General features: G+C 40.4%; 18 protein-coding genes. 4 read left to right on the top strand and 14 right to left on the bottom strand.

Annotated elements, in window-relative coordinates:
- Nucleotides 1-58: 58 nt before the first annotated feature.
- Together QWZ01_RS23370 and QWZ01_RS23365 are read right to left on the bottom strand one after the other, a co-directional pair.
- The gene (locus QWZ01_RS23370) at nucleotides 59-2,431 is read right to left on the bottom strand and encodes an ABC transporter permease (RefSeq protein ID WP_290327667.1); all 2,373 of its coding nucleotides are present in this window, start codon (nucleotides 2,429-2,431) and stop codon (nucleotides 59-61) included.
- 69 nt (nucleotides 2,432-2,500) lie between these two features.
- Nucleotides 2,501-4,936 (bottom strand): ABC transporter permease, encoded by a 2,436-nt coding sequence (locus tag QWZ01_RS23365; protein ID WP_290327665.1) that lies wholly within the window; start codon nucleotides 4,934-4,936, stop codon nucleotides 2,501-2,503.
- A 291-nt stretch (nucleotides 4,937-5,227) separates the two neighbouring features.
- On the opposite strand from QWZ01_RS23365, the gene QWZ01_RS23360 reads away from it, so the two are divergent.
- Complete coding sequence (locus tag QWZ01_RS23360; RefSeq protein ID WP_290327664.1) at nucleotides 5,228-7,726, top strand: M1 family aminopeptidase; 2,499 nt, start codon at nucleotides 5,228-5,230, stop codon at nucleotides 7,724-7,726.
- A 52-nt stretch (nucleotides 7,727-7,778) separates the two neighbouring features.
- Here QWZ01_RS23360 and QWZ01_RS23355 read toward each other — a convergent pair whose 3' ends face one another.
- From QWZ01_RS23355 to rplM, 7 genes are all read right to left on the bottom strand, one after another.
- Nucleotides 7,779-8,672 carry a cupin-like domain-containing protein gene (locus QWZ01_RS23355; protein ID WP_290327662.1) on the bottom strand — a complete coding sequence of 298 codons (894 nt, stop codon included), beginning with the start codon at nucleotides 8,670-8,672 and terminating at the stop codon, nucleotides 7,779-7,781.
- A 249-nt stretch (nucleotides 8,673-8,921) separates the two neighbouring features.
- On the bottom strand, nucleotides 8,922-9,626 hold the full coding sequence (gene pyrH, locus QWZ01_RS23350; RefSeq protein ID WP_290327659.1) for a UMP kinase: 705 nt from the start codon (nucleotides 9,624-9,626) through the stop codon (nucleotides 8,922-8,924).
- A 216-nt stretch (nucleotides 9,627-9,842) separates the two neighbouring features.
- The gene (gene nagA / locus QWZ01_RS23345) at nucleotides 9,843-10,970 is read right to left on the bottom strand and encodes an N-acetylglucosamine-6-phosphate deacetylase (protein ID WP_290327657.1); all 1,128 of its coding nucleotides are present in this window, start codon (nucleotides 10,968-10,970) and stop codon (nucleotides 9,843-9,845) included.
- Nucleotides 10,971-11,149: 179 nt separating this feature from the next.
- Entirely contained in the window at nucleotides 11,150-12,001 is an 852-nt protein-coding gene (gene tsf, locus QWZ01_RS23340) for a translation elongation factor Ts (RefSeq protein ID WP_290327655.1), read from the bottom strand.
- Nucleotides 12,002-12,156: 155 nt separating this feature from the next.
- Nucleotides 12,157-13,017 carry a 30S ribosomal protein S2 gene (rpsB, locus tag QWZ01_RS23335; RefSeq protein WP_290327654.1) on the bottom strand — a complete coding sequence of 287 codons (861 nt, stop codon included), beginning with the start codon at nucleotides 13,015-13,017 and terminating at the stop codon, nucleotides 12,157-12,159.
- Between the two features lie 18 nt (nucleotides 13,018-13,035).
- On the bottom strand, nucleotides 13,036-13,422 hold the full coding sequence (gene rpsI, locus QWZ01_RS23330; RefSeq protein WP_290327652.1) for a 30S ribosomal protein S9: 387 nt from the start codon (nucleotides 13,420-13,422) through the stop codon (nucleotides 13,036-13,038).
- Nucleotides 13,423-13,448: 26 nt separating this feature from the next.
- Nucleotides 13,449-13,886 carry a 50S ribosomal protein L13 gene (gene rplM / locus QWZ01_RS23325; protein WP_290327650.1) on the bottom strand — a complete coding sequence of 146 codons (438 nt, stop codon included), beginning with the start codon at nucleotides 13,884-13,886 and terminating at the stop codon, nucleotides 13,449-13,451.
- 475 nt (nucleotides 13,887-14,361) lie between these two features.
- On the opposite strand from rplM, the gene QWZ01_RS23320 reads away from it, so the two are divergent.
- Entirely contained in the window at nucleotides 14,362-15,645 is a 1,284-nt protein-coding gene (locus QWZ01_RS23320; protein ID WP_290327648.1) for a BamA/TamA family outer membrane protein, read from the top strand.
- 89 nt (nucleotides 15,646-15,734) lie between these two features.
- On the opposite strand, the gene QWZ01_RS23315 is transcribed toward QWZ01_RS23320, so the two are convergent.
- Nucleotides 15,735-16,142 carry an SPW repeat domain-containing protein gene (locus QWZ01_RS23315; protein ID WP_290327646.1) on the bottom strand — a complete coding sequence of 136 codons (408 nt, stop codon included), beginning with the start codon at nucleotides 16,140-16,142 and terminating at the stop codon, nucleotides 15,735-15,737.
- Between the two features lie 325 nt (nucleotides 16,143-16,467).
- Here QWZ01_RS23315 and QWZ01_RS23310 point away from each other — a divergent pair, with 325 nt between their 5' ends.
- Nucleotides 16,468-16,605, top strand: coding sequence for a hypothetical protein (locus QWZ01_RS23310; RefSeq protein ID WP_175614058.1), 138 nt, complete (start codon nucleotides 16,468-16,470; stop codon nucleotides 16,603-16,605).
- 77 nt (nucleotides 16,606-16,682) lie between these two features.
- On the opposite strand, the gene QWZ01_RS26065 is transcribed toward QWZ01_RS23310, so the two are convergent.
- Both QWZ01_RS26065 and QWZ01_RS23295 read right to left on the bottom strand, forming a co-directional pair.
- Entirely contained in the window at nucleotides 16,683-18,677 is a 1,995-nt protein-coding gene (locus QWZ01_RS26065) for a TonB family protein (RefSeq protein WP_353959435.1), read from the bottom strand.
- A gap of 2 nt (nucleotides 18,678-18,679) precedes the next feature.
- Nucleotides 18,680-19,051 (bottom strand): BlaI/MecI/CopY family transcriptional regulator, encoded by a 372-nt coding sequence (locus QWZ01_RS23295; RefSeq protein WP_290327639.1) that lies wholly within the window; start codon nucleotides 19,049-19,051, stop codon nucleotides 18,680-18,682.
- Between the two features lie 167 nt (nucleotides 19,052-19,218).
- On the opposite strand from QWZ01_RS23295, the gene QWZ01_RS23290 reads away from it, so the two are divergent.
- The gene (locus QWZ01_RS23290; protein ID WP_290327638.1) at nucleotides 19,219-20,622 is read left to right on the top strand and encodes an MBL fold metallo-hydrolase; all 1,404 of its coding nucleotides are present in this window, start codon (nucleotides 19,219-19,221) and stop codon (nucleotides 20,620-20,622) included.
- A 160-nt stretch (nucleotides 20,623-20,782) separates the two neighbouring features.
- Here QWZ01_RS23290 and QWZ01_RS23285 read toward each other — a convergent pair whose 3' ends face one another.
- Together QWZ01_RS23285 and QWZ01_RS23280 are read right to left on the bottom strand one after the other, a co-directional pair.
- A complete protein-coding gene (locus QWZ01_RS23285) occupies nucleotides 20,783-22,348 on the bottom strand; it encodes a M20/M25/M40 family metallo-hydrolase (RefSeq protein ID WP_290327636.1) in 1,566 nt (521 codons plus the stop codon).
- A 183-nt stretch (nucleotides 22,349-22,531) separates the two neighbouring features.
- Nucleotides 22,532-23,224, bottom strand: coding sequence for a response regulator transcription factor (locus QWZ01_RS23280; RefSeq protein ID WP_290327634.1), 693 nt, complete (start codon nucleotides 23,222-23,224; stop codon nucleotides 22,532-22,534).
- Between the last annotated feature and the right edge of the window lie 20 nt (nucleotides 23,225-23,244).

Here is a 23,244-nt window from a genome sequence, read left to right as displayed (position 1 = left end):
TAAATTGTAAAACCTAATTACTAAACTCTAAAACCAATTATTAAATTCTAAACCTCAACTACTCGCTTCTTAAACTTTTTATAGGGTTAATTAATGCTGCCTTCATGGCCTGGAAACTTATGGTTGCCATAGCTATGAATATGATGATCACTCCCGATAATGCAAACATCCACCATTGCATAGGCGTACGATATGCAAACCCCTGTAACCAATATCCCATGGCATACCATGATACCGGCAGCGCTATCAATAATGACATAACTACCAGCAGTAAAAACTCTGATGATAACAGTGAAAACAATGATGTTACACTTGCTCCCAATACTTTCCGTATACCGATCTCTTTAACCCGCTGTTCGGCTGTGAACATGGCAAGTCCCAGCAAACCAAGACAAGAAATAAATATGGCCAGAAAAGCAAACGCGTTGGAGAGTTTGGTCACAATCTGTTCATTTTGATACAGTTTCTGATACTCTTCATCGGAAAAAGTGTAGCTGAACGGAAATGCAGGATTGATTTCCTTACATATATTTTCCAGACTGGCTAAAGCTTGCTTTGTTTTACCAGGCTGGGTTTTAACCAATATATTACCATAGTAATCCTGCTCACCGAAACGGATGATCAACGGCCGTATTTGCTCATGCATCGAGTCGAAATGAAAATCTTTTAGCAACCCTATGATTTGTCCTTTCTTTTTCCAGAAAGTGAGTGGTTTACCAATCGGATTAGTATATCCCAACCTTTTAAGCGCGGCTTCATTAACAAGATATCCGGTTGAATCGGTAGGGAAGTCTTTTGAAAAATCCCGCCCGGCAAGCATTTTCAGCTTCATGGTTTTTACAAAGTCGTAGCCTACTGATACTTGCGTAAACTGAATACTCACATTGGGGTCTTTCCCTTCCCATTCTACATCTCCGGTACCGTTTTCAATGTTGGTAGGTGCAATGGTTACGCGACTAACAGATTGTATGCCCGGCATTTGCATAGCCTGTTCTTTAAAGGTACTGTATTTAGGTATCAGCGTTCCGTTCATAGGTATATATATGAGGTTTTCGCGGTCATACCCTAAGTTCTTTGACTGCACATAAGTCATTTGCCTGGAAATAACTATAGTAGCTGTTATCAATATAACTGAGAGTGCAAACTGAAATACAACCAGTCCCTTACGAAATATGACAGAAGTCGAATCTAACTTCAGCGTGCCTTTCAACACTTTAACCGGATTAAATGAGGATAAGAACAGAGCCGGATAACTACCCGATATTAAACCGGTTACCAGCGTAATGGCAGTAAGTTTTAACCAAAACAAAGGCTGATTAAACGGCAGGGCTATCTCCTTTTGGGTAATTTGATTAAACAAGGGCAGTATTAACATCAACAATAGCAATGATACAGATACCGCTATACAAGTTACCAGTAACGATTCGCCAATGAACTGCTTAATTAAGGTTGACCGTAAAGCGCCTACTACTTTGCGCACACCAATCTCGCGCGACCGCTTAACCGAACGTGCAGTGGTCAGGTTCATGAAATTGATACAGGCTATCAATAAAATGAAAATAGCCACAATGGTAAACATGTGAACATATTCAATGCGGCCACCGCTAATTTTGCCGTTTTCAAAATTACTGTGCAGATATTTGTCGCCAAAACGTTGTATGCCCAGCTCTTCTGTAAAGGTTCCTTTCTTTTGGGCTTTGTTCAAGTTATCTAAAAAGTGAGTAAGCTTTTTTTCAACCGCTACCGGGTCTGCATCGGCACGAAGCATAATAACAGTACCGGGGCCATTATTGTCCCAGTCTTTTGCCCACTTGTTCTCCTGCAGATAATCGTCCCAATTTTTAACAAAGTCGAATCGCTCAGATGCGGTTTTAGGCAGATCTTCAAATACCCCGGTAACCGTAAAATTCTTTTTGTTTTCGTAACGAATGGTTTTACCAATAGCGGCCTCTGGACTGCCAAAAAAGGCCACCGCCATTTTATGCGATATTGCCAGGCTTACTGGTGAGTTTAAAGCTGTTTCTGCGTTCCCCTGCAATAGTGGTATACCGAACATTTTAAAGCAATCGGCCCCGGCATCGGTACCATTCATTTTTAATATTTTATCACCCAACTGAAACGTACTTTCCTCGCCATAGGCAATACCGGTAGCTGCCTCCACTTCGGGGATTTGCTTTTTCAGCTCTTCGGGTAAAAGTCCGGGGGTAGCGTACTGCCCTGCAATTTTATTATCATAGTAAAGACGTTCATATACTGAATATAACCTGTTGCCATTTTTAGGATATTGGTCAATACTCAGTTCATTTTGTACCCATAATAAAATGAGCAGGCTACAAGTTAGGCCAACGGAAAGCCCGGCTATATTAATAAAAGTATGAACCTTGTTCTTTACCAAATTGCGCCACGCTATTTTTAAATAGTTCCTGATCATATACTTTAGCTTAAAGCTAAAGGTCAAAAGCCTTTAACTTTTTTATTTAATTATTTATTACTCTTGGTTTTATTCTGCTTTTAAACTTTTTACAGGGTTCATCACCGCGGCTTTAATGCTCTGATAACTAACCGTTGCAATGGCTATAATTATAGCTACTATACCGGCAGTTGCAAACATCCACCAGCTTATGGTTATGCGATAGGTAAAATCCTGCAGCCATTTGGTCATGGCCCACCAGGCAATTGGCGATGCTATAATAATGGCAATGAATACCAGTTTTATAAAATTCATGGATAACAAAGCAGTAATATTGCTAACAGTAGCTCCAAGCACTTTACGAATGCCTATCTCTTTACTCCGCTGCTCGGCCATGAAAGCGGCCAGTGCAAACAAGCCCAGGCAGGCAATACAGATAGCCAGTATGGCACAGCTGGTAAATATGCGGCCCATACGTTGTATATCGGCATACATATTGGCAAAGCGTTCGTCCATGAACGTATAACGGATAGCTTGATTAGGTGAAAACTTTTTCCAGGTTGCCTCAATTTGTGCCAGCGTATTTTTTACGTCATCGGCCTTTATTTTTACGGAAACAATTGAAGGGCTGTTTGACTGACGCATTACCAAAGCGCCTATCTCGTCGCGGAACGATTCATAATTAAAATCCTTAACCACTCCTATCACCAGCAATGGATCGCCCCAACTGGTAATCCTTTTCCCAACAGGATTTTTGAGATCAAGCTTCCTGGCTAAGGTTTGATTTATAATAACCGCTTGCGAATCAGTTTTCATGGCCGGGTTAAAATTGCGACCGGCAACCAGCTTCATGCCAAAGGTTTTTAAATAATCCGAATCAATATCCCAAAGCTGGCCATCAATGGCAGCATCTACCTTATTTTTCCCTTCGTTATAAAATGGGTTACCATTACGCTTGGTACCGGCTATTGGTAAAAAGTCGCTGATTGATACGCTTTGTACTGAGGACAACTTTAATAATTCGTTCTTAAAACTTTTTACTTCATTATCTAAGGTATTAGTACCCTGAATCATTACCACCTGGTCTTTCTCAAATCCTACTTTTTTATTGAGGATGTACTGCATCTGGCTGTATATGACCACAGTACTAATGATAAGTATGATAGAAGTTGTAAACTGAAAAACAACCAGACCATTCCTGAGCACTGAACTTTTGCTGCCTGCACTTAGCTTACCTTTTAAAACTTCAACCGGTTTAAAGCTTGAAAGATAAAAGGCCGGATAAATACCCGCTACTACGCCAATTAAAATTGCTGATGCCAATACAGTTGGTAATAGCCACCATTGCAGCCAGGGTATTGTTAATGATTTTGCTGTTAACGTATTAAAATATGGTAATAATAAAGCCGCCAAAAATAACCCTAACACAAAAGAAAAAAAGCTGTACAGTAACGACTCAGTTAAAAACTGTTTAATCAAGCCGCTCCTTTGTGAGCCTACTACCTTACGCAGGCCAACTTCCTTGGCCCTGTTAGCTGATTTTGCTGTGGAAAGATTAATGAAGTTGATGCATGCTATTACCAGTATAAAGCCGGCAACGGCACCAAATAACCAAATAAAGCGAATATCCCCATGCGACATGCCATCATGAATATCATACGATTTAAGGTTGATATCTTTAACATTCTGCAAACGCAATTTCAATGAGTTCTTAATTATCGAAGCAAATTTATTTCCGCTCTTCACCAAGTCGGGGAGGTAATAATTGTTAATTATCCCATCGGTTAGCTTATGGTTGAAACGGGCTACATCGGCTCCGGGTTTTAGCATAACATAAATGTTGTAGTTACTTGCGCCCCAGGTAGTTTGTTCGCCTTTCCAGAACTCAACACCTTCCAGTGTCAGGAAAAAGCTATAATCGTGCAGATGAGATGTTGGCGGAATATCCTGCATAACAGCGCCAATTTTATACGGCTTGCTTTTATCATTATTAAGATACATCACCTTCCCAACCGGATTTTGATTTGGATAATATTTATCTGCCTTACTTTTTGAAATTACCATAGTTAAGGGCTCAGAGAGTGCATGGGATGCATCCCCATAAACCATAGGCAGCTTTAATATATCAAGCATGGACTGGTCTGCATAGGCAAAACCCTCCTCATGGGTATTATCGGGAGAGTCGCCACGTTTTAGCTCGTTACTGCCCGCACCCCAAAAAAGAGAGTTAGACATTAACCTGCCAGATTTTTCCACTTCAGGAAAGTCGGCCTTAACAGTTTTGCCCATTGCCGCAGGCCAATCAGTTCCTTTGGCATGGATATTATCAAAATTGTATTCACCCACAATTCTGTAAATACGATCGGCATCTGGATAACTTTTATCAAAACTTAATTCCTGACGAATATATAAGGCAATCAACAGGCAGGCAGCAATACTAAGCGCAAAGCCCCCGATTTTAATTGCAGCGTACAATTTTTGTTTACGCAACTGACGCACAGCTATTTTTAAATAGTTTTTGATCATCGGTAATCTATTTAGTGTAATCCGTTAGCAAAGCATAATTTAACAACACTATATAATAACTTGTATGCCAATTTCACAATAAACTCATTTAGTGATAGTTATGAATAATTCAAATAACAAACCGTTCGTAATCGTACAATTGGTGTTCGGTTTTATCATAAACACATCATTGCGCAGTTTTAGAAATTATTTTAAAACACAATTGTATTTAAAATGCAATTACTCAGGCTGTTTGATCATAAATTGTGAATCCCACACATTTTTTTACAAAGCAAAATATTAATATTGCGCATGACTGATCTGAAAAACTTTTCGAAGTTGTTGTTAACCTGTGCGTTAACGGCAGCAATTACCTCATCCTTTGCGCAGGAAGCGCCTCAAGCAGAAAACCCGGCATTAAAAATCTATCGTGCAGTACCCACCAAGATCAATGATCTGGTACATACCAAACTGGACGTACGTTTTGACTATAAAAAACGCTATTTATACGGTAAGGAATGGGTTACTTTAAAACCACACTTTTATCCAACCGATAGTTTAAGGCTTGATGCCAAGGGAATGGACCTTAAAAACATATCGATAGTAAAAAACGGTAAGAATGTACCGCTTAAATTTACTTACCAGGATAGCCTCTCGGTTGCCATTAAGCTGGATAAGGTTTATCAAAACAATGAAAGCTACACCGTTTATATTGATTACACCGCCAAACCTAATGAACTGAAACAAAAAGGAAGCGCCGCCATTAACGATGCAAAGGGTTTGTATTTTATAAATCCTGATGGTACCGAAAAGGATAAACCTACACAGATATGGACACAGGGCGAAACTGAAAGTTCATCGGCATGGTTCCCAACTATTGATAAGCCAAGCCAAAAAACTACTGAGGAAATAAGCATGACCGTACCGGCCAAATACGTAACCCTATCAAACGGCAGGCTGGCTTCTCAAAAAACTAATGCCGACGGCACACGCACCGATACTTGGAAAATGGAGTTACCGCATTCGCCATACTTATTTATGATGGCTGTGGGCGATTTTAAAATTTACAAGGATAAGTGGCGCGATAAAGAGGTGAATTACTATCTGGAGCCTAAATATGCGCCCTACGCCAAAGAAATATTCGGTTTTACACCTGAAGTAATGGAGTTTTACTCTAAAACCTTAGGCGTGGATTATCCGTGGAACAAATACTCGCAGATTGTAGCCCGCGATTATGTGAGCGGTGCTATGGAGAACACAACAGCCACTTTACACGGCGAATATGTGCAAGCCACACACCGTGAGCTGATAGATGCTTACTATAATGCCGGTCGCAGCACTATTGTACATGAGCTGTTTCACCAATGGTTTGGCGATTATGTTACTGCCGAGAGCTGGAGCAACCTTACCGTGAACGAATCATTTGCCGATTTTAGTGAAACCCTTTGGGCCGAACATAAATACGGTAAAGATGCAGGCGATGAGCATAATCATGAAGCCCTTGTAAACTATTTACGTTCTGGCGATGCCAAAACTAAAAACCTGGTGCGTTTTTATTACGCAGATAAAGAGGATGTTTTTGATGTGGTTACCTATCAAAAGGGTGGCCGTATCTTAAATATGCTTCGCAATTATTTAGGTGATGCAGCCTTTTTCAAAGGCCTGAATATTTACCTGAAAACCAACGCCTTTAAAAATGGCGAGGCACAACAATTACGTCTTGCATTTGAAGAAGCCAGCGGCATGGACCTTAACTGGTACTTTAATCAATGGTATTATGGCGCAGGCAATCCGGTGCTGAACATCAGCTACAAATGGGATGATGCCAATAAAACCCAAACTGTATACCTGCAACAAAGCCAGGACGGCCAAACCTTTAAACTGCCAATGGCTATTGATATTTACGCCGGAGGTAAAAAAGAGCGCCATAAGGTTTGGATGAACAGCAAGGCTGATACTTTAACTTTCAAAGTAGCCACCAAACCCGACCTGGTAAATGTGGACGGTGATAAAATCCTCTTGGCCAAAAAAACGGATAATAAAAGTATAGACGAATTTGTTTATCAGTATTTCAACGCTCCTTTATACATGGACAGGTTTGAGGCTATTGAGGCGGCGGCAGCCAATCAAAAAGAAAAACCTAACCAAAAAATACTGATCGCGGCTTTAAAAGATAAGTATTATGGCCTACGCATTAAAGCTATTAAAGCGCTAAACCTTACTAATGAAGATGTGCGTAATGCAGCACAACCTGTGTTGGCTTCACTTGCACAAACAGATGATATTACCCTGGCACGCGCAGCTGCTATTAGCGCCTTAGGTAAACTAAAATCGGCTGGTAACTTAACCTTGTTTAAGCAGGCACTTGGTAGTGAGTCATATGCCGTACAAGGAGCTGCTTTAACAGCTATCAACGAATTGGAGCCTGCTCAGGCTTTAACACTGGCAAAAGGCTTTGAAAAGGACAATAAAGGCGCCTTATCTGATGCTATATTTAATATATACGCTACCAGTGGCGGTGTTGAGCAATGGCCTTTTGTATTGGAAACATTTAAAAATGCAGGTATCCAGGTTAAATTTAACAGTGTACGTAAATTTGCCGAAATGACCGGCCGTGTTGAAAAGCCGGAATATGCACAGCAGGGCATCAATGAGCTGAAAGCCTTTGGTATCAAATATAAAATGTATGGTGCTGCTGATTTTGCTGCTCAAATTATGCAAAGTATAGAAACCCAGCGTACACAATTACATGATACGCAGTCGGTAACAGTTGCTGATGATGCTATCAAACAATTGAAAGAGGTTAAGTAAACCATCATAATACCCTAATAAAAAGGCCACCTGAAAGGTGGCCTTTTTATTATCAGTTCAATTTCTGCTCCTGGGCATTCATGATGCCCCCAACCACTTTTCCATACACCAATATCGGGGAAGCTAAAACGGATATCTTTTTTTTCCAGTTATCATACCGGTCATTAATAAAGTTATCCCAATTCCAGCCGTTTAACTGAGCCCTGCCTAAAGATATGCAAGGCTCATTTATTTTGGTAGTATGCCACCAACCAGCCGGGAACAATATAGTTTCGCCTTGCTCTACAGTTACGGTTATGGGTTCCACCTCCTTAAATAAAGGGAACTTTTCATAATCAGGATCAAGAAAATTTACTTGCGAAAACTTGGTCATATTTGGGTAGGGGTACATATTAGGTGTACACTCTGGCGGGTACATTAAAAAGTCCTTTGATCCATACAACTGCGATATCTGAGTATGCATATACAAGGCATCATAATGCAAATACGGAAAGCTTGACCCATTACCGCCTAAAAATAGCTCATACACTGTGGTGCCTCTGAGTATGGTTTGAGGCATTAAACGATGGTTAATCCTATCCATTTTACCGTAAATAACTTCTGGCGTAAAATCGGCCATTAATTCCGGAAACACCTTTTTCACATCAAAGTTAAAAGGATAAACAGCCTGATTTTCTGAAGTGGATACCAGCATTTGATCAATAAAATCACTCATGTTGTAAGTAACCCCATTAATGGTTTTATTAATATGCCCATAGTTTTCTTTGAAAAAAGCAGGCGTATACTTGCCCAGCGCCGGCCAATTATCAATGGCATCGGTTAAAATCACAGGCAAACTGCGATCTACATATTCGCTATAAAGTTCTTTTTTTGATAAACCAGACCGTTTATCGATGGTGGTAATCTTACCTGATCCAGCTTTTGCCTTAATATAGTTTTGTTCCATAAATTTCTATTTTGGATAACTCAACTAAAAGGCGATAATTCATTAGGTGCAAGCAAATTACATAAAAATACCAGTATCCTATAATCCTATACGGTTAACTTCATATAATCTTCATTTTCTTGCAAATTCATTCCTATTTGAAAAGTATTATAACAACAAAAGCATAAATAAGCGCCATTATTTTAATGGCGTTCATTTATGCTTTTTATACTCCCGTGTTATACCCGGGCAATAGAAGATTTTATTTAATTAACGTACCAGGGTACCTATGTCTTCACCCTTGGCTATTTTCATAAAGTTACCAGGCTGATTCATATCAAATACTATGATGGGTAATTTATTTTCGCGGCAAAGGGTAATTGCGGTCATGTCCATTACATTTAAACCCTGGTCATATACTTCCTGGAAAGAAATTTCATCATAACGAGTTGCAGAAGGATCTTTTTCCGGATCGGCAGTGTAAATACCATCAACACGAGTACCTTTTAATACCACATCGGCCTTAATTTCAATAGCACGCAGGGAAGCGGCTGTATCGGTAGTAAAATAAGGGTTACCTGTACCGGCACCAAATATTACAATTTTGCCAACCTCTAAGTGGTGCATTGCACGACGACGGATGTAAGGTTCGCAGATCTGCTCCATTTTTATGGCCGATTGCAAGCGTGTTTCCACACCGATGCTTTCCAGTGCGTTTTGCAGGGCCATACAATTGATCACGGTAGCCAGCATACCCATATAATCGGCCTGAGCACGCTCCATACCAGATTTTTCGGCACTTAATCCTCTGAAAATGTTACCGCCACCAACTACAATCGCAATTTCAATACCTGCATCATATACGTTTTTAATATCATGGGCATATTGTAAAACCTGATTGTTATCAATACCATATTGCCTGGTGCCCATGAGCGATTCGCCCGAAAGTTTTAGTAAGATTCTTTTGTATTTCATTGGGTGTGATTTGTTGTAAATAGAAATAGATGGAACTCGCTTGTGTGTATATCATGAATTGATAAAGCTCTGTTCATATCAGGAGTAGTTCGCCAAAAATAATTAATTAAAGTCAGTGTTAAAATTTTATCTCGTGTTTGTTAAAAAATATATGCTGATTAGCTATAATTTTTTGAATTTTCACAATAAAAGGACTGTTTAGCAAGGCTGCAATAATTAGTGCGCATAGGCATTTATTAAAAACTCACCCTTTAAAATAGTGTCTTTAACTTCAAAATCGGCAGTAAAAATAACCAGATCGGCATCAAAACCTTTTTCAATTTTGCCTTTTTTTGTTTGTTTAGATAATTCTGCCGGGTATAGTGAAGCCATATTTACGGCCTCGGCCAAATCAATACCTACCTGTTTAACGCAATTTTCAACTGCTTTTAACATCGTTAAGCTCGATCCGCTTAACGTACCATCGGGCATTACATATTTGTCACCCTCTAACCGGTGTTGATATGCACCTTCGGTTGCCGCGGTTACAGCGTCAGTAATTAAAAATAGTTTATCGCCCAACTCACGTTTAGCCAGTCTGATCATTGGCCAATCAACATGGTTACCGTCGGCAACAATGCTGGTATAGGGTTTTTCCTCAAAAATAGCAGGAATATAGCCGGGCTCCCGGTGATGCATTTGCGGCATGGCATTAAACAAATGTGTTACCGCCGGAATTGGTTTATTTAAAAACGCCTTACCCTCGGCATAGGTTGCATTACTGTGTCCGGATGAGATAATAATACCTTGGCTGTGTAAATAGTCTATCACTTCCTGATCCTGCAGCTCGGGTGCTATGGTGATCATTTTAATAACCCCATCAGCACTCTCAACCCAGCCTTTTACTTCAGCAAGCGTAGCCTTTTTTATAAATTTTTCAGGGTGTGCTCCTTTTTTGGCTGGATTTAAATACGGACCCTCCAGGTGCAGGCCCCAGAAAGCGCCTCTGCTTTGCGGGCGGAATGCTTTTGCTGCTTCAATACCTTTTTCTACAATTTCGTTCGTATTAGTACCTATAGTAGCAAAAACACCGATGGTTCCCTGATTTAGCAGATCGTCTTCCAGTTGTCTTAATGCTTCAACCGTAGGGGTGCCTGCAAACAACTGACCACCGCTGCCATAAATCTGCAGGTCGATAAAACCGGGAGCAAGATATGCACCCTGCAGATTTACCTTCTCCGCATCATGAGGAATAGCAGTATCAGCAATTACGTCAATGATTTGGCTGCCTGATATTAAAACGGCTTTGCCTTCGGTGATGTTACCACCAGAAATAAGTTTGAGATTGTGAAGCGCTGTTATCATAGTAATTATTCTTTGTAACGTCGTTCTTAGTTCCCATAAAGGGAAAGATGTCATGCTGAATTTATCGAAGCATGAAGGTCAGGGCTCTCCGCGCGATCCTTCGACAAGCTCAGGATGACGGGGCCAAAAATATTATCGCAAAAAAAATCCCTTCCGAACTAACGGAAGGGATTAAATATTTAGGCTCCTAAAGCTACTCGCTTAAAGGCCGTTACCGTTAAACCTTTTTCAACAGTGCTCAGGAACTGAGCAACAGATTTTGAAGGGTCTTTAACAAACTCCTGATTTAACAGGGTTGAGTCTTTGTAGAATTTGTTCAGTTTACCTAAAGAAATTTTTTCAACCATTTCTTCTGGTTTACCTTCGGCACGAATCACATCTTTAGCAATCTCCAACTCACGCTCAATTACTGATGCATCAACACCATCTTTATCAACTGCAATTGGGTTCATAGCAGCAATTTGCATAGCTACGTCTTTACCTGCTTCTTCAACACCAGCTGGGTTAGCATTTAAAGCAACCAATACTCCTAAACGGAAATTACCGTGTACGTAAGCAACAACTTTTTCGCCGGTGATAACTTCAAATTTAGATACACCGATCTTTTCGCCGATTTTACCAGTTTTATCAATAACTGCTTCGCCAATAGTAGTAGTGGTGTTATCAGTATCGATAGAAAGAGCGTAAAGCTCTTCGATAGTTTTTGGTTGGTTTTCAACTGCTTTGTTTGCAATTTCATTTGCAAAAGCAATAAACTCAGCATTTTTAGCTACGAAATCAGTTTCGCAGTTTAATTCAATGATCACACCAGTTTTACCATCAGCAGAAGTGCGTGAAATAACAACACCTTCATTTGATTCTCTGTCCTGACGGCTTGCTGCAACTTTAGCACCTTTTTTTCTTAAAAAATCGATAGCTGCTTCAAAATCACCGTTAGTTTCGGTCAAAGCTTTTTTGCAATCCATCATACCGGCACCAGTTTGCTGGCGCAGTTTATTTACGTCGGCTGCAGATATTTGTACTGTAGACATGTTTTTTAAATTTAAGTTTTGGGTTATGAGTTTTAAGTGTTGAGCGAAATTAACGTACCCTTATAACTTAAAACTATTTTTAATATTAAAACTATGGGCCGTAAGTTGTAATTACAAGAAAACTTATAACTCACAACTTACAACCCACAATTTAATTACTCTTCTGTTTCGGCAGCAGGAGTTTCAGCATCAGCTTCAGCAGCAACGTCTGCTACTTCAGCAGTTTTGCGTGCTCTCTTAGCGCCTTCAGCTCTGTCAGCTACTTCAGGAGCATCTGCTTTAGCTTTCGCTACAGCTGCTTCTTTTTCTGCTTCGTCTTCTTTTTCGCGTTTGCGCTCATCTAAACCTTCTTCAATAGCTTTGATGATAATGCTGGTGATCAATGAAATTGATTTAGTAGCGTCATCGTTAGCAGGAATAGGGAAGTCGATGTTTGAAGGATCAGAGTTGGTATCAACCATAGCAAATGTAGGGATATTCAACTTTAATGCTTCTGAAACCGCGATATGTTCTTTCTTAACGTCGATCAGGAATAATGCTGCAGGTAAACGGTTCAAATCAGATATACCACCTAAAAGGGTTTCTAATTTGATACGCTCACGTTGTATCATCAGTCTTTCTTTTTTAGAAAGGTTGCTGTAAGTACCGTCTTTAGTCAATTTATCGATGTTTGACATCTTTTTGATCGACTTACGAACAGTTGCAAAGTTAGTTAACATACCACCTAACCAACGCTCGGTGATGTATGGCATGTTTACGCTTTTTGCATAATCAGCAACAATATCTTTCGCTTGTTTCTTTGTAGCAACGAATAATACCTTACGGCCTGATTTTACAATTTGTTTGATAGCTGCAGCAGCTTCTTCAACCTTGGTTAAGGTTTTATTTAAATCAATAATGTGGATACCGTTACGCTCCATGAAAATGTACTGTGACATTTTCGGATCCCATTTGCGGGTAAGGTGACCAAAGTGTACACCTGCATCCAGTAAATCCTGATAAGTTGTTCTTGCCATTTTGTTGTCCTCCTTTGATTAACGTTTACTGAATTGGAATCTCTTACGTGCTTTCTTACGTCCTGGTTTTTTACGCTCAACCATACGGTCATCACGGGTCATTATACCTTTAGCGCGCAGTGCTGGTTTCTTTTCAGGATCCAGTTCAACGATGGCTTTAGCAATGGCTAAACGAACGGCTTCTGCCTGTCCTTTTACACCACCACCTGCAACATTTACTTTAACATCAAATTTTCCGGCTGAACCAGAAACCTCAGTGCTCTGAGTAACGATGTATTGTAATGGCAATGTTGGGAAGTACTCTTTGTAGTCTTTACCGTTTACGATGATCGCACCATTTCCTTCTGAAAGGTAGATGCGGGCAACGGCTGTTTTTCTTCTGCCTGAAGTGTTAGTTGTTGGCATTTCTTTTCTCCTTTAAAAATTAAAAGTTAAATGGTTGTTGGGTTTTGTGCTGCATGAGGATGCTCAGAACCTGCATATACATACAGATTACCAAATAATGCTTTGCCCAAACGACTTTTAGGTAACATACCACGTACCGCTTTTTCAATTACGCGGGTTGGATGTTTTGCCATTAACTCCTTAGGAGAAATGAAACGCTGACCACCTGGATAACCAGTGTACGAAACATAAGTTTTGTCACTGAATTTGTTTCCGGTCAACTTTACCTTGTCTGCATTGATAACTATTACATTATCACCACAGTCTACGTTCGGGGTGAAATCTGGCTTGGTTTTACCCCTGATGATCATTGCGATCTTAGTGGACAAGCGCCCCAAAATCTCGCCTTGTGCGTCAACAACAACCCATTGTTTGTTAACGGTTTTTTTGTTGGCTGAGACAGTTTTGTAACTTAACGTATTCACTTGCTTTAAATTAAATTGTTTAAACGTTTATTATACCCCGCATTTTCGGGACTGCAAAGATACAGCTATTTATATTATAAACAAATGGTTTTGAAGAAAACTTTGAGGTATAAGGAGTTATTGATCCAACAGGTTAATATCAATATGTTTCGTACCTCCGGCACGTTTGCATAATATATTTTTTCCTACAAAGCTATACTCCCTCTGGGAGATTCTCTGATGAGTAATCTTAGTAAAATATAGGCAGCTTTATTAGATACACATAGTTGCACCAGCGGTGCAAAAGCTTTGTAGCATAATAAAAATGAATTTAAAATGTACCGTAGGTAGATAACTTTGGTGGATCGTATCTACGGCACGCTTGTGATATCTTTTTATAAATCTTGTCAAAATCAGCAGAACATTCATAGTTAAGTCATTTTTATAATCATCATATAATTTTATATTAGCGGTAAACACTAATTAATTAACCTAATTGACCAGATCTGTTTGCAGGTATGCGCTTGCCGTGTTCCTCCTAACTTTCAATTCAACCTTGTTTGCGCAATCATATGCAAACCATGCCGATTCGCTGGAGTCGCAGAGGGATGCGAATGGCATTTTGAGTGACTTTTTTAGTGGTAAAAACAGGCCGCCAAAAGTTGTTGATATGACCAAAGAAGGTAGCTGGTCGGTCCTGCCATCTGCAGCTTACAACCCCAGTGTTGGTTTTGCCATCGGGGCTATTTCGTCGGGTGGTAAATATTTTGGCAATCCAGCCAACACCACGCTTTCGGTTGTTAATGCGGGTGTTTACATTTCAACAAACAAGCTCTCCACATTTGAGCTTAAGCATAATGCTTTTTCTTCTGAAAACAAATGGAATTTGCAGGGCGTTTTTCAGGTAGGTAAAACCATAGCTAAAGATAATGGCCTGGGTACCGGCAGGCGTAGCTTTGGCGATGGCGAACTACACATGAATAATGAGCACTTTGCCAACAACCCTAATGAGTTTCCGGTAAGATATGTTTATCTGAAAGTGAATGAACGTATTTACAGAAAGATTGTCCCCGCATTTTATGTTGGCGCGGGCCTGAGCTTTAATTTTTACAGTCATATAGATGACGACCGTAAAAACATCCCGATAACCGAAACCCACAATTTCAGGTACAGCGTTCAAAATGGCTACCCAACAAGTGCCTACCAAGCCAATGGTATATTGATAAACTTTCAGTTCAATAACCGCGACCAGCCCAACCGCCCCTTCAGGGGAGTTTACGCCGACGTTATTTTAAAGGAAAACGAAACATGGCTGGGCAGTAACCGCAAAGCGCTACAATTAAGAACCGAATTCAGGAAATACTGGAGCCTGTCAAGCTCAAACCCTGAAAATGTATTGGCCTTCTGGCACTGGGCCAACTATCTTATCAGTGGTTCATTACCATACCTTGATTTACCCGGTACCGGCAGTGATGCCTATGGCCGCATAGGTCGGGCATTTATTATCGGCCGTTTTAAAGGGTTATCATTTGTATATAACGAGGCGGAATACCGCTTCCCGATCACGGATAATAAGCTGCTGAGTGGTGTCACTTTTGTAAATATTGAATCAGCCGATAACCAGCGCAACATCAAGCTGCTCAGGTATTGGGAACCAGGTGGCGGGGTAGGGCTACGGCTGCTGTTCAATAAATATACCCGATCAAACCTGTGTATTGATTATGGAAGGGGTAGTTACGGATCAAGTGGCTTCTTTTTAGGGCTTAACGAGGTGTTTTAAACTATTAATCCAAACTGGTCTAAAAATAAAGGGCTCCGCAAATATTTTGCAGAGCCCTTTATTTTTATTTTGAAACTGATGATCAGTAATTAGTCGTTGATACCGGCCAAGCCTTTGTCATAGTGATGAACTGGAGGAGTGGTAAACCTTGAACCTTTAGTAAAGGCACCCATGATCACCAATAAACCACCCATCAAAACCTGCGGCCAAAAAGTAACGTGAGCATAATCATATATCCATGGAGAGCAAAACAGGTATGATCCTGAAAGCACATCTAAAAAGAAATGCATTTGCATAGGAAATTGCTTTAAAAAGCCTAAGCTGTTGTTACTAAAAATAGCCATAATAAGCTGAAACCAACCTATGATCATAGGTAAAAGTAAAGCAGCACCTATTTTATGACCTTCAAAACCAAATAACCATGGTGATGCTATAAGCACAAGAGCTATCACATAGTTTAAACCTGCATACAGTGTTGGCGAAATAAAACTTTTCATCTTGAGCGAGATATGTAATTATCTATATAAATATATGTGTATCAAAAATCGTGTCAAAGTTAAGCAATTATACAGGCAGTTTCCACATTAAAATGTGCATAATTATAAATTACCCTGTATTATATCTATTACCAATTAAAAAAAGCTATCTTTAATCAATTGCTGCAATAACGGGCCAAATATATAGGTTTCAAAAATTAAAGCAATCCTTTTCTTTCAATAAGCCGGAGCATTAAGTTACAACCCGGTAAACTTCTGCGATAAATACAGGCAAGGAAAACAAAATCTGCAATCCTGTTATACTAACTTTTAAAACATTAAAACTATGAGCAAGGACAGACAAGCGGTTAAAGAAAAAAAGAAACCCGCTGCAGAAGGCAGTAAAAAAGCGCCATCAGATTATCAATCGGGCAAAAAAGATGTGGTAAAACCAATTGGCGAAGCCGCTAAAAAGAAGAAATAAAATCCGCGACAAATTATGACAAAGCCCCTTCGTAGTAAAATACGAAAGGGCTTTTGTTTTAAACGGGTTTTAGGTTATTAACCTTTAGGTTCCGGAGTCTTCGTTTTTGAACCTTTAGTGGTAACTATGATAACTCCATTTGCTCCTCTTGCACCATAAATAGCTGTGGCCGATTTATCTTTCAATACGTTTATGCTTTGGATATTATCAGGGTTTATTGTGCTTAAATCACCAGAATTCAGCACCTTACCATCCACCACATACAGCGGATTAGATGAACTTGCTGCCTTGTCCATGAAAGAGATCCTGGTATTGTTTAAATTGGTTTTTGCTGTATCCTTTACAGCTTTGAAACTCATAGAATTAGTATTTCCTTTGCCTGTTTCTATGTTTCCGGTTTTATCAGGCGCTGGCTTCTTAGCATCATTACTCCCATCCAAAGTAAAGCTTATAGGAATGGAATACTGAACCCTTACAGGCGTATTGCTTTGATAACCCGGTTTCCATTTTGGCGATAATGCCAAAACGCGCAGCGATTCATCGTCGAGGCCTTTGCTAACACCTCTGACTATTTTAATATCAGACAGTGAACCATCGGGCTCAACCACAAACGTAGCAATTACCCTTCCCTGGATATTTTTTTCCCGATCTTCTTTAGGATATTTAATATGAGTAGCCAAAAAGCGGCCTAAACCCTCAAGCCCTCCCGGAAATTCGGGCACCCGTTCAACGGAAGTAAATACAGCACCTGATTTTGATGCAGATGGCTTATTATCTTCTTTAGCGAGGCTGAAGTTAATCGGAACTGTATATTGGGTACGTACCTTTTCATTACCACGTACTCCCGGCTCCCATTTTGGCGATAGCTTAAGTACCCTTACAGCCTCATCATCCAATTGTTTATTAACACCTCTCCGCACTTCGTAGCCAGATAAGGAACCATCCCGTTCAACTACAAAAGTTACAATAACCCTGCCCTGTATGCCATGTTCGCGCGCATCTGCCGGATACCTAACGTTTGCACCTAAAAATTTTCCAAATGCTTCAAGGCCACCCGGAAACTCGGGCACTTTATCAACAGAGGTGTACACGTTTGATTTTTTCTTAACTGTATCAATTACAGCAGTCTTAACAACAGCCGCATTTTTAATTATCAGTTGTTCATCCACTACCGTATTTTCTAAAAAATCTGTTTGAGCAGGTTCATTAAATAATTGATGGGCTTTACTATTGATAACCGTAACCGGCTTACTGTTGTTTATTGTTGCTGATGACAGTATGAGCATCAGTATAAACAACGGTGCCGAAAGGCCATATTTGATGAGCGATATTCGCTGTGATTTATTTTTTTGTAACATGATAATACGCTGTTTTAATAAACTGTGATTATAAAATGGGTTTACCAATCGGTGAGCGGGCGTCTCAAACGTTTGGCTCAGCAGCAGCAGGGCGTATTCGGCTTTGTTGGTGCCAGCTTTTACGGCCTGCCTGTCGGCAATGTATTCATGAATGTGCTTAACCGAAACCCGGTACAGATACACCACTGGGTTAAACCAATTAACGATCATTACCAGTTCAACAAGTAATACATCGGCCGAGTGCCATTGTTGGGCATGCACCTGCTCATGCGCCTCAATAATGCGGTTATCCTCATTGGCCTCATCAAGCCTGATTTTGCCAAAAAAAGAGTAAGCCGCGGTTGCCCGCGGTTGGTTGATCACTCTCTTCAACATTATCAGCTGCCATATAAGGCGTATGGATAAACACAATATTCCGGCACCATATAAAACTGCAAGTATCTGCCCAATGCTAATTTGTGAGGGCTCTGGCGGCCTAAAACTGTATATCATTACCGGGTTGCTGTAAATGGTATACTTTACCTGCTGTGTAATAAACAAATTCTTAACCCAATCTGCCTGTATAAGTGGTATAAAGAACGATAGTAACGCGGCCGTTACCAGGTAAATCCGGTTAAGCTGAAAGAAGGTTTCTTTCCGCAGCAGTAAAATATAAAACGCATAAAACAGTACCAGGTAAATATTTACCAGTAATAGGTATTGCCACCAGCTCATAATTATTTGTCTTTGAGTTTCTCAATCAGTTTCATGATTTCATCGGCCTCTTTCAGGTCTATCTTTTCTTTTTTTACAAAAAACGATAGCATACGATTAACCGAGTTATCAAAATACCCACTTAACAGTTTATCGGCAGCAAAATTCTGATATTGGTCTTTACTCACCACCGGATGGTACTGGTGGCTTTTGCCAAATGCTGTATGCCCCACAAAACCCTTGGTTTCTAATATCCTGATAATGGTTGATACCGTATTGTAGGCAGGCTTGGGTTCGGGCAGCTGATCGATCACATCTTTTACATACCCTTTTTCAAGTTGCCATAATACCTGCATTATTTGTTCTTCGGCGCGCGTTAACTCTTTAATTTCCATAATAGTTCATAATAAAATTTTGATGTATTAACCAACACTACATCAAAATATCCAATTGGTTAAACTAAGTTAAATAGTATAAACCAAAATAACAACTAAAGTTTTAGTTTTTATTTTGGTAAACATTTATTGTGCATCTTCGTTAGCAATTTCTTATACCACTTATAATGAATATAACCTTTCATGGTGCTGCCCGTAATGTTACCGGCAGCAAGCATTTGATCAAGCTAAAAGATAATACTTCTATTTTGCTGGATTGCGGCATGTTTCAGGGCATGGGCGAACATTCTGAAGATCTGAACGAGCATTTTGGCTTCGACCCCAAAAAGGTAACCTGCATGGTTTTGTCGCACGCGCACATTGACCATTGCGGATTAATACCGCGTCTGGTTGCCGAGGGCTTTAACGGACCTATATTCTGCACATCGGCAACAATGGGTCTGGCCCGTATCCTGCTTATGGACTCGGCACATATACAAATGCAGGATATAGAATACAGCAATAAACAGCGCTCACGTAAAGGCTTGCCGTTATTAACACCTTTATACACCGACGAACAAGCCATGGAAGCCCTTCGTTTATTTAAGATAGTGGAATACCATGAGGAGCATGAAATTAGTGCGCGGGTTAAACTAACCTTTACCGATGCCGGGCACATTTTAGGAAGCGCGGCTGTACATTTATCTATTTTGGAAGACGGCAAACTTACCCGTATTACTTTTAGCGGCGACGTTGGCCGTTATGACGATATGCTGCTGAATGATCCGGAACAATTTGATCAGGCCGATTATATCCTGCTTGAATCAACCTATGGCGATTCGCTGCATAAAGATCTGGGGCCAATTGAGGATGCCTTACTGGATATTATTAAACAAACCTGCGAGGTAAAAAGAGGCAAGGTAATTATTCCTGCCTTTAGTGTTGGCCGTACGCAGGAGTTATTATATGCCTTAAATGCGCTTGAAATCAGAGGTGTATTGCCGGATATACCGTATTATGTAGATAGCCCGCTTTCGCAAAAAGCTACCGAAGTACTCATGAACCACCCAGAGGTTTATAATAAAGAAGTTAAGGAGGTGTTAAAAACCGATGCCAACCCGTTTGGGTTTAAGGGATTGCGATTTATACAGTCGACTGAAGAATCAAAGGCTTTAAATAATGATGAGCGCCCATGTGTTATCATCTCCTCATCGGGCATGGCCGAAGCGGGGAGAGTAAAGCATCACATTAAAAATAACATCAATAACCATAAGAATACTATTTTAATGGTAGGTTATGCAGAGCCAAATTCATTGGGCGGACACCTGATCAATGGTGATAAGGAGGTACATATTTATGGTGAGTTATATGAGGTAAAGGCCGAAGTAAGATCTATCAAATCAATGAGCGCCCACGGCGACTATGAGGATCTGATCCGTTTCCTGACTGGACAAAACCCTGAAGAGGTTAAAACCATATTCCTTGTTCATGGGGAGTATGATGTACAGCAGCATTTTAGTCACAAGCTAAAAGAAAAAGGATTTAAACATATCGAGATACCCTATCAGCATCAGAAGATAGAGCTGGAGTAGTATTTGTATAAAGTTTGTTATTTCGAGAGAGCACAGGTGTGCTTAAGCATAGGGCGAAAGAGAAATCTTATACGGCCTGCAAAACAACCATGCACTTTGTATAAGATTTCTCCTCGTTTCTCGTCGAAATGACAAACTTTTATTTTAGATTATTTTGATACTACCTTGTTGCAGGTTGCGGTTTAGGCAACTCTTTTCTTGGTATCATTTCGGCACGTTCAGATGTATTGTACACAAAAGAAGCGATGATTGTTGCCGCTTGTTTAAGATCATCCTCGCTCAAACGGTCATAAGTATCCTGGTTGCTGTGGTGTGTACGTGTACCATAATCAACAGCATCCTGAATAAACTGGAAACCCGGGATACCTACCGCATCATATGATAAATGATCGGTTCCGCCAGTATTATTAATGGTTATTGTTGTAGCGCCAAGGTCTTTAAAAGGCTCTAACCATGATTTAAATATCGGCCTTACAGCTTCGTTACCCTGCAGATATATCCCCCTGATTTTTCCGGTACCGTTATCAAGGTTATAATAAGCCGATAGTTTAGCCTGTTCAGGTTTAAGCTGCATTGTTTTAGGATCGCCAAAGTGGTTCAGCACATAGCCGCGTGAGCCATACAAACCCTGCTCTTCCGAACTCCATAAAGCTATGCGAATGGTACGCTTTGGTTTAAAATTAATGGCTTTTAAAATACGTACAGCCTCCATCATTACAGCGCTGCCAGCGGCATTATCAGTAGCACCGGTAGCTGCGTGCCATGAGTCAAGGTGTCCGCCAATCATAACCACCTGGTCTTTCAGCTTTTTATCTGTACCCGGTATCTCGGCTACTACATCGTATCCTTGCAGATCATTAGTTAAAAACTGGGTTTTAATATCGGCTTCCATTTCTACTTTTTGTCCGGCTTTAGCCAAACGTAAAATGCGCTGATAATCTTCACTGCTGGTTTCCAGCTCAGGAGCTACAGTTTTAGCCGTATCGGCATATGATGCGCCATTGGTTGTAAATACAGTACCATCGGTACCGCGGGCCTGGCTTAGTATCAATGCAACTTTTTCGTCATACAAAAAGGCGCGGGCAGTGGTTTGGAAAGCACGTAATTTACGCATGGCAACAAACTGTGCGGAGTTGGCATCGCCGCCCCTACGGCCATCGGCCGGCTTAGCAGTAGCGTTGGCCATTTCGGTCAGTTCCTCATCGGTATAACGTGCCGCATCTGATTTAAAGCTGCGTTCAACAAGCGGCTTCACATCAAATATAACCACCTTGCCCTGCAGCTTGCCTTTATATTGATCAAGCTCCGCGGCCGAATCGGCTTTTATAACCACCACTTCGCCTTTAACTGCCCCATTGGTACCGGGTGTCCAGGCTTTTGGGATAGCTATGATGGCGTGGTAATATGGTACTGTAATGGCTGCATAGTTTTTTTGAACTTCCCAGCCTTTACCAAACTTACCCCATGCTTCCAATTTAGCATTTGCAAGTCCCCAGGTTTTCAATTGATTCACAGCCCAGTCCTGAGCACGTTTTAAACCAGGCGAGCCTGATAGCCTCGGCCCGGAAACATCGGTTAAATAAAAGGCCGTTTCCATTACTTTTGAATGGTTCAGCCCTTCTTCCCTTATTTTTTGAACAACAGCCGGATCAACCGTTTCCTGTGCAAAAGCAGGGAACGCTAAACCCGCCGAAATAAGGCATGAAAAGAGTAATTTTAGTTTCATAAATAATAAATTAATGTGATCAGCTATTAAAAACCTAAATTATCAAATTTAAAAAGGACAAGCCTGCGATAACAAAGTTGTTACAGGTATAGGTATTTATTCACAATAAAAATAATTATTTGAAAGCAAAATCAATGGGGTAAAAACTGCTATATGCGCTGTAGTTGCAATATTGCAGGTGGGCTAATTGATGAGTAATTTATATCCCCTGCCGTGTACGTTGATGATCTCAACGTTAGGATCATCCTTTAGATACTTACGTATCTTACTTAAAAACACATCCATGCTGCGGCCGTTAAAATAGTTGTCATCGTGCCATATGTTCAGCAGGGCTTCTTCGCGGGTAAGCACCTCATTTTTGCGCATACAAAGTAAACGCAGCAACTCTGCTTCTTTGGTTGATAGCTTTTGCTGCGTATCGCCAATGGTGATAAACTGCGTGGTATAATCAAAAGTGTAACGTCCTATTTTAAATGTGGTTTGCCTTTCTTCTTCCTTTTTATCAGTGTTTTCTGTCCTTTTTAAAAGCGCGTTGATACGCAGCAACAATTCTTCAATACGGAAAGGTTTGGTAATATAATCGTCGCCGCCAAGGTTAAAGGCCTGCATCTTATCTTCAATCATGCCCTTAGCTGTAGCGAAAATAATAGGCACATGAGGGTTAATTTTTCTGATGTCTTTACCCAAGGTAAAACCGTCTTTTTTGGGCATCATTACATCCAATATCAGCAAATCGTAAACCTGCTTGGTAAAGGCACGTAAACCCTCTTCGCCATCTTTACACAAAACAACATCAAATTTACCTTTTAACTGCAGGTAGTCCTGTAATAGCAACCCTAAATTGGCATCGTCCTCAACCAGTAATATTTTTTTCATGTTTGTTTTTTAGTCCGGAA

This window comes from Mucilaginibacter aquaedulcis (assembly GCF_030409325.1).
Lineage (GTDB): Bacteria > Bacteroidota > Bacteroidia > Sphingobacteriales > Sphingobacteriaceae > Mucilaginibacter > Mucilaginibacter aquaedulcis.
The sequence above is the reverse complement of the archived record's forward strand: the minus strand, read 5'-3'. Positions and strand labels throughout refer to the sequence as shown.